We start from the raw sequence: 7,708 nt of genomic DNA, 5'->3' as shown, positions 1-7,708 counted from the left end.
TAAAAAAAACTATGACTGCACAGTATTTTCTACGTCTTCAACCGTAATAGGAATTCTTTTTCCAATTAGCTGACAACCATTTTCCGTAACTAATAGGTCATCTTCAAGACGAATTCCACCAAAATCACGGTACTCATTTACCTTATCGTAATTGATGTAATCCAAGTGTTGCTTTTCACTCTGAAACTTGTCAATTAATGCAGGAATAAAATAAATACCTGGTTCATTTGTAATTACAAAACCTGGTTTCAACTCCTTACCCAAACGCAAATAAGCCGTTCCAAACTGACTGGCACGCTGAACCTTATCATCATACCCCACATAATCCTCACCAAGATCTTCCATATCGTGAACATCCAAGCCCATCATATGACCTAAACCATGCGGCATAAATAAAGTGTGAGCTCCGGCTGCAACAGCTGAATCAGCATCACCCTTCATTAAACCAAGTTTTATAAGACCTGATGCGATCACCTTACAAACTTCAAGATGAACAGAACGATAAGTTACTCCTGGACGAACCAATTCAGTCCCTTTATTAATGGCAGCTAAAACAATCTCATAAATTTCCTTCTGCTTTTGAGTAAACTTACCTCCCACTGGAATAGTTCGAGTATTATCAGAAGCATAATGTGTATCGGTTTCAGCACCACAATCAACAAGTAATAAATCACCTTTCTTTAATAAATTACCATGCTCATGATTATGCAGCGTCTCACCTCGTTTAGAAACTATGGCAGGAAAAGAAAGCATCCCTCCGGCACGGAGACTTATAGCTTCAACCTCACCTGCAACTTCTCTCTCGTAAACACCATCCTGAGCCATTTTCATAGCGGTTACATGCATCTGATAGCCTGTTTCAGCAGCTCTCTCAAGCTCTGCAATTTCACATGGTTCTTTAATTTCACGCAAAGCTACAATCGCTTTAATAAATTCCTCTGAAATATTATCTTTTATGTCTGCTGGTTTAACACCAACCAATTCTTCCAATAAAATTTTATTCTCTGCACGGTAAACAGGTAAAAAATGAATTTTACGTCCTGCTTCCATTGCCTCAGAAATAAACTTATTTAAATCGGAAAAAGGAGCCGTTGCATCAATACCTACTTGTGCTGCCTGATCTTTTACTGAAGGCTGTGGCCCCATCCAAATGATATCATCAATATCAACATCATTACCAAAAATATAGTCCTTATTATTATCGATATCGCAAACACCAGCAAAACCAGGATGATCTAAACCGAAAAAATACAAGAAGTTACTATCCTGACGATACTTATAAATATTGTGAGCACAATTCATTGGTGCATCGGGGTTGCCAAGGAATAATGCAATTCCATCTTTCATGGATTGACGTAATTTCTCACGTCTGTTAATATAAATTTCTTTTGAAAACATGATATGTTGTTTAAGGGTGTAATTATTCAAATTCATCAAAGAATTTACCACTCTAACTTCAACGAAAAAGTGTACATCTCTGTCAAAACAGACGAAAGATAAAAATTTACTTGGAATTTCCCCTATTAAAAAAGCTTAATCATGGTCAATAAAAAAAGACTTTCCTTTCGAAAAGTCTTTTAAATATTATTCAATTTTACAGCTAACTATAAACGAATCTCCCTGTCAATAATTTGGTCTAAAGAAATAAATGTTTCAGTCTTTGAGATGCCCGGAACATTCTGCAGTGTATTAATCAACACATCCATAAGGTGCTGATTATCGCGACAAAGCATCTTTACAAGAAATGTAAAATTCCCCGTCGTAAAATGGCACTCAATAATTTCGGGTATCGCTTCGATACGCCCAACCACTTGTTTGTACTGATGTGCATGGTCCAAAAAAATACCAACATAAGCACAAACTTCATACCCCAAGGCTCTTGGTTTCACGATAAATCTCGATCCATCTATAATTCCTGCATCTTCAAGTTTTTTTACTCTCTGATGTATAGCGGCACCGGAGATACCACACTCACGTGCAATCTCTAAAAATGGAATGCGTGCATTCTTTATCAGATAAGATAATATTTTCTGATCAACATCATCAATTTGAACCTTCATTCTCGTTTGTTTTTATAGCAAAAACTGACAGCTACGGGCGTCAGCAGTTAATTACAATTTATTACTTTAAAAGCAAAAATAGTAATAATTCATAAGCGAAACTCAGTCTGATTTTGAATTTGTGAAATTTAGAACGAATACAGTCAAGCCTATACCATCTGTATATCAATACTAAAGGGGCTTGTATATAAAATGACGGTCTATTAGAAATTCTTAGTCGAATTTAAAACTTCAAAGCCAATTAAACGGTCGTAATTTTTTTCGATATCATGATAATAAACATAGATCATATAGTCATTTTCAGTCTGCCAGTGACTGCCCTCTATATAGTTTAAATCCGGTTGGTTCGATCCCTTTTCAAGTAAAGCGTAGGCATAGTTGTAATAGCCTTGTTTTAAATAAATGCTTTTCTGATACGCCCCTAAAGCATAATCGTAAACCATCCTATTCCTTTCGTCACATTCCCAATTATTAAATGCACCATAAACATATATATCACCATGTTTTAACTCATTTTTAAAAGGCAATGTGAAAATAACATGGGCATAGTCAGCTTCAGTTGTGGGCTCTTTTCTTTCGTCAACTGAAATTACCGAAATACCATTATTGTCTCTTCTGTATATATAGGGATCAAACTGGCGAATTTTATCAGGACTTAAGTTCACCACAGTCTCACCGTCAATATTTTCAACAGATCGAATGTAAATTGATTGGTATCGAAAACTCTTTAAATCAAAATAGTGAAACTCATTATTACCTGGAAATACATATACCATATTATTATCAAACACCAATTCATCCTTACGAATAAATACGGGCTTCACCTTCATCTGACTTCCTCCCGATCGATCATTCTGCCTTAAAATAACGGTCAGATCCGAATGCGGATTATCAATCAAAAACCCCGGATGGAATATACTAAACATGACTTCCTGATGGGTTTTTCTTAAATCCATACTTATAGGATGCTTTATTTTACCTTTGAGCTCAACTTTGGAATCCAAAAGCATAAACCGCTGGCGAAGCACAACATTCTCAGTATCGAAATCCTGAAAAATCTCAAGAATATAATTCCCCGAAAGCTTCAATTTCACATCTTCATTAGGCAACTTAAGCGAATAATGCACATAGTTGACATTGGTGTTAAATGAGAATTCATAATCTTGAATCTGATTTTCCGAAAAGCCATCTAAATAATCAAATTCACTTAAACCCGATAATTTCCAATCGGCATTGCAATGAATAATTCGATAAGAATAATCTTGTATATTTTTCCCCAATTCATCAAAAGAAAACTGCAGTTGGTTTTGACCGTTTAATTCAATAATTGGGGGTGAAATTTCCCACCCCAAAGGAAAACATTGAACAGTATGAATACTAACTTTCTTTATTTCGTTTTTATAAATATTAACCTCTTCAGAACCAAAAGCGCTCAGACAATAAGAGATACAGAAGTATGAAATAAAAAAGATCTTAAAGAGGAACCTAAACATTTGGATATCTATATATGAAGTTTATAAATTGCAAGAATTTCTACAAATATATAAAATTGCTTTATATCTTTGTTTTCGATTTTCCAAGACAATCTATCTGGTTTCCAAAAGTTTTAAAACAGCATTTGAATACCATTCTCTGAATAGAAAAAAGGCTTGGACTTAGTTAATTTTAAACAAATTAATCATATCAAATAGTTTAACATGTCTGAAGTTAAAAAGATCAAAAAAGGCTTAGATATTAAGCTGATAGGAAAGGCTGACAAAGTACTTGAAAAAGCTGATCGTTCTGAGACATTTGCAATTAAACCTACCGATTTCCCTGGACTTACTCCAAAATTAAAAGTAAAGGTTGATGCTGAAGTTAAAGCAGGTTCTGCTTTATTCTTCGATAAGTATCGCCCTGAAATTAATTTTACCTCTCCAGTTAGCGGTAAGGTTGTTGCCGTGAATCGTGGCGAAAGAAGAAAAATTCTTGAAGTCATCATTCAGGCTGACAACGAATTGCAATACGAGGAATTTAAACAAGCTAATCCTGCTGACTTATCTCGCGATGAAGTTAAAGAGCAGTTGTTACAATCAGGTTTATGGGCTTTCCTTCGTCAGCGTCCTTACGACGTTATTGCAAATCCAGCTGATGCACCAAAGGCTATCCACATTTCGGCTTTTGATTCTGCACCGCTTGCTGCCGATTTCGATTATTTAGTTGAAGGTGAAGCTGAAGCTTTCCAAATGGGTCTTGATGCTTTAACGAAACTTACCGATGGAAAAGTTCACTTAAACATCAATGCACAGAAAACACAGTCGAAAGTTTTCACTGAAGCAAAAAATGTTGTTATCAACAAATTTGCAGGTGTTCACCCGGCTGGTAATGTTGGTGTTCAAATCCACAAACTCGATCCTATTAATAAAGGTGATATTGTTTGGGTGATTCGTCCTCAAGAAATTCTTTTCATTGGTAGACTATTCCAAAAAGGGATTTATGACGTGAGCCGTAAAATCGCACTTACTGGATCTGAAGTGAAAAACCCTTCATATTACAATACCATTCTTGGTGCTTCAGTTCGTAATATTCTTAAAGCTCAGCTTAAAGATGATGATAAAATCAGAGTTATCTCGGGTAATGTTCTAACCGGAACACAAATTCCTGAAGATGGATTCTTAGGTTTCTATGATTCACAAATCACTGTTATTCCTGAAGGTGATAATTACGAATTCTTAGGTTGGGCGCTTCCAGGCTTACAGAAATTTTCTATGTCGAAGACATTCTTCTCATGGTTAACTCCAAACAAAGAATACCGATTAGATGCAAACCTTCATGGTGAGCACCGTGCTTTTGTAATGACAGGTGAGTACGACAAGGTATTACCTATGGATGTACTTCCGCAACAATTGATCAAATCTATTATGGTTGAGGATATCGACCAAATGGAACAATTGGGTATTTACGAAGTAGCTCCGGAAGATCTTGCTTTGTGCGAATTTGTTTGTACATCAAAAATTAATGTACAGGATTTAGTTCGTCAGGGAATTGATCTGATGATTAAAGAAATGAGCTAAGAATAAACGGTAAATTATTTTATAATGAAAGCATTAAGAAAATTTCTTGATAAAAAGAAACCCTTATTCCAAAAGGGTGGGAAGTTTGCAAAGTTGCAATCCTCTTTCGAGGCTTTTGAAACTTTCCTATACGTCCCAAATACAACTTCACATACAGGAACACACATCAAAGATGCTATCGATTTGAAGCGTACGATGTCTGTTGTTGTATTGGCTTTAATTCCAGCTTTATTGTTCGGAATTTACAATACAGGTTATCAGCATTTCCTTTCTCTTGGCCAGTCTGCTGAGTTTATGGATATTTGCATTTATGGTCTAATCAAAATCCTTCCTATTATCGTCGTATCTTATGTCGTTGGTTTGGGTATTGAGTTTGCCTTTGCACAAATGCGTGGTCATCAGGTAAACGAAGGCTTCCTTGTTTCAGGTATGCTTATTCCTCTAATTATGCCAGTTGGCGCTCCACTTTGGATGGTTGCTGTTTCTACTGCTTTTGCTGTAGTAATTGGTAAAGAGGTTTTTGGTGGTACCGGTATGAACATTTGGAATCCGGCTCTTGTAGCTCGTGCCTTTTTCTTCTTTGCCTACCCTTCAAAAATGTCGGGTGATGTGGTTTGGATTGCTGAAAAGGCAGACAGTTTCTCTGGAGCAACTCCTTTGGCCCATGCTGCAACTCTTGTTGATGCTACAGGTGAGGCTGCCACTTCTATCTATACACAACATCTTTCAAATGCATGGGATATGTTTGTAGGTTTTATCCCTGGATCAATTGGTGAAACTTCAACTATCGCAATTCTAATTGGAGCCGTTATTCTAATCGCTTCAGGAATTGGAAGCTGGAAAATCATGGCATCTGTTTTCGTTGGTGGTTACACTATGGGAGCAATCTTCAACCTTGTAGGTGCAAATGCTTATATGGAGTTAATACCTGCATGGCAACACTTAATTATGGGTGGTTTTGCTTTTGGTGCTGTCTTTATGGCTACCGATCCAGTATCTGCTGCGCAAACTGCTCGAGGTAAAATCATCTATGGTTTCCTTATTGGTTTCCTAGCGGTATTAATTCGTGTTATGAACGCAGGTTTCCCGGAAGCTATGATGTTAGCAATTCTATTGATGAATACTTTTGCTCCACTTATCGATCATTATGTGGTTCAGGGTAACATCAAAAGAAGATTGAAACGTGTTAAGGTAAATGCTTAATTAAAAAAACGTTTAGAAAATGAATACTCAAAGCAATACATATACATTTCTTTATGCTGCCATTATGGTAGTAATTGTTGCGGCAGTACTTTCTTTCACGTCATTGACACTGAAAGGTCGCCAAAACATGAATAAAGAAATTGAGAAAAAGCAAGACATTCTAAAAGCTGTGAATGTTGCTTCTACTCCTGACAATGCGGTTGAGCTTTACGACAAATACATTGTTGAAGCCATTATCGTAAACTCAGAAGGTGAAGTGAAATCAAATGATAAAGCTGAGACTTTTAAAGTTGATCTTAAAAATGAAAACAAGAAAGATCTTTCTGAAAGAAACCTTCCTGTTTTTATTTTCAATGATACTAAAGTTGGCAAAAAACTAATTATTCCTGTTCGTGGAAAAGGAATGTGGGGACCAGTTTGGGGATTTATCTCAATGGAGCCAGATCGTAAAACCATTTTCGGTGCTACTTTCGACCACCAAGGAGAAACGCCAGGTTTGGGTGCTGAGATCTCTAAAGCAGAGTTCCAAAAGCCATTCACCGGGAAGCAAATCTTTGATGAGTCTGGTGTTTTCACTTCTCTAAAATTGGTAAAAGGAACTGCCTCTAATAACCCACATGCATTCGATGCTGTGTCAGGTGGTACTGTTACTTCAAAAGGTTTGGAAGCTATGCTTCAGGATAACCTTAGCAGTTATGAAAAGTTTTTAAAATCTTCAAAATAAGATAAAGATGAGCGATAAAGAACCATTATTCTCAGCTAAGAATCGAAAATTGCTGACCAACCCGTTGGGAAGCGATAACCCAATTACCATTCAGGTATTGGGTATCTGTTCGGCCTTGGCGGTAACTGCAAAATTAGAACCCGCAGTAGTAATGACCATTTCAGTTATGGCTGTATTGGCACTTGCTAATGTTATAGTTTCATTACTTAGAAATACGATTCCTTCACGTATCCGTATCATTGTTCAACTTGTTATTGTTGCAGCATTGGTAATCCTTGTAGACCAAATCCTAAAGGCTTATGCTTACGATGTAAGTAAACAACTTTCAGTATTTGTGGGTCTGATTATCACCAACTGTATCATTATGGGACGTCTTGAAGCATTTGCTTTAGGTAACCGTCCTTGGCCTGCTTTTCTTGATGGTATTGGGAATGCTGCCGGATACGGTATTATTCTTGTGATTGTAGCTTTCTTCCGTGAATTGTTAGGATCAGGAACCCTTTACGGTTTCAACGTGATTCCTCAGGCATTTTACGATATGGGATACCAAAACAACGGTTTGATGATCCTTCCTCCAATGGCATTGGTCACTGTAGGTATCATCATCTGGGTACAAAGATCTCGTAACAAAGCTCTAATTGAGTCCTAATTTTAAAGAAAAATCGAAA

General features: G+C 36.7%; 7 protein-coding genes. 4 read left to right on the top strand and 3 right to left on the bottom strand.

The window, feature by feature from the left end; all coding sequences use genetic code 11:
* Positions 1-9: 9 nt before the first annotated feature.
* The 3 genes from EO244_RS03890 to EO244_RS03880 all read right to left on the bottom strand — a co-directional run bounded on the left by EO244_RS03890 (position 10) and on the right by EO244_RS03880 (position 3,553).
* Complete coding sequence (locus EO244_RS03890; RefSeq protein WP_129253116.1) at positions 10-1,398, bottom strand: aminopeptidase P family protein; 1,389 nt, start codon at positions 1,396-1,398, stop codon at positions 10-12.
* A gap of 206 nt (positions 1,399-1,604) precedes the next feature.
* Positions 1,605-2,060, bottom strand: coding sequence for an Lrp/AsnC ligand binding domain-containing protein (locus EO244_RS03885; RefSeq protein WP_129253115.1), 456 nt, complete (start codon positions 2,058-2,060; stop codon positions 1,605-1,607).
* A gap of 203 nt (positions 2,061-2,263) precedes the next feature.
* Entirely contained in the window at positions 2,264-3,553 is a 1,290-nt protein-coding gene (locus EO244_RS03880; RefSeq protein WP_129253113.1) for a type IX secretion system plug protein, read from the bottom strand.
* Between the two features lie 204 nt (positions 3,554-3,757).
* On the opposite strand from EO244_RS03880, the gene EO244_RS03875 reads away from it, so the two are divergent.
* From EO244_RS03875 to EO244_RS03860, 4 genes are read left to right on the top strand one after another with little or no spacing between them, the layout of a single operon-like run.
* Positions 3,758-5,113, top strand: coding sequence for a Na(+)-translocating NADH-quinone reductase subunit A (locus EO244_RS03875; protein WP_129253112.1), 1,356 nt, complete (start codon positions 3,758-3,760; stop codon positions 5,111-5,113).
* A gap of 24 nt (positions 5,114-5,137) precedes the next feature.
* On the top strand, positions 5,138-6,316 hold the full coding sequence (locus tag EO244_RS03870) for an NADH:ubiquinone reductase (Na(+)-transporting) subunit B (protein WP_129253110.1): 1,179 nt from the start codon (positions 5,138-5,140) through the stop codon (positions 6,314-6,316).
* A 19-nt stretch (positions 6,317-6,335) separates the two neighbouring features.
* Positions 6,336-7,040, top strand: a complete 705-nt coding sequence (gene nqrC / locus EO244_RS03865) for an NADH:ubiquinone reductase (Na(+)-transporting) subunit C (protein WP_129253108.1) — start codon at positions 6,336-6,338, stop codon at positions 7,038-7,040.
* Between the two features lie 7 nt (positions 7,041-7,047).
* Complete coding sequence (locus EO244_RS03860; protein WP_129253106.1) at positions 7,048-7,689, top strand: NADH:ubiquinone reductase (Na(+)-transporting) subunit D; 642 nt, start codon at positions 7,048-7,050, stop codon at positions 7,687-7,689.
* Positions 7,690-7,708 lie beyond the last annotated feature (19 nt).

The sequence above is a fragment of the Ancylomarina salipaludis genome (assembly GCF_004122035.1).
GTDB classification, from domain to species: domain Bacteria; phylum Bacteroidota; class Bacteroidia; order Bacteroidales; family Marinifilaceae; genus Ancylomarina; species Ancylomarina salipaludis.
This window is presented reverse-complemented; position numbering and strand designations above follow the sequence as displayed.

Bases quoted from the DNA above. Each gene is read 5' to 3' on its own strand.
- EO244_RS03890 (WP_129253116.1), bottom strand. From the start codon at position 1,398: ATGTTTTCAAAAGAAATTTATATTAACAGACGTGAGAAATTACGTCAA.
- EO244_RS03885 (WP_129253115.1), bottom strand. From the start codon at position 2,060: ATGAAGGTTCAAATTGATGATGTTGATCAGAAAATATTATCTTATCTG.
- EO244_RS03880 (WP_129253113.1), bottom strand. From the start codon at position 3,553: ATGTTTAGGTTCCTCTTTAAGATCTTTTTTATTTCATACTTCTGTATC.
- EO244_RS03875 (WP_129253112.1), top strand. From the start codon at position 3,758: ATGTCTGAAGTTAAAAAGATCAAAAAAGGCTTAGATATTAAGCTGATA.
- EO244_RS03870 (WP_129253110.1), top strand. From the start codon at position 5,138: ATGAAAGCATTAAGAAAATTTCTTGATAAAAAGAAACCCTTATTCCAA.
- nqrC (WP_129253108.1), top strand. From the start codon at position 6,336: ATGAATACTCAAAGCAATACATATACATTTCTTTATGCTGCCATTATG.
- EO244_RS03860 (WP_129253106.1), top strand. From the start codon at position 7,048: ATGAGCGATAAAGAACCATTATTCTCAGCTAAGAATCGAAAATTGCTG.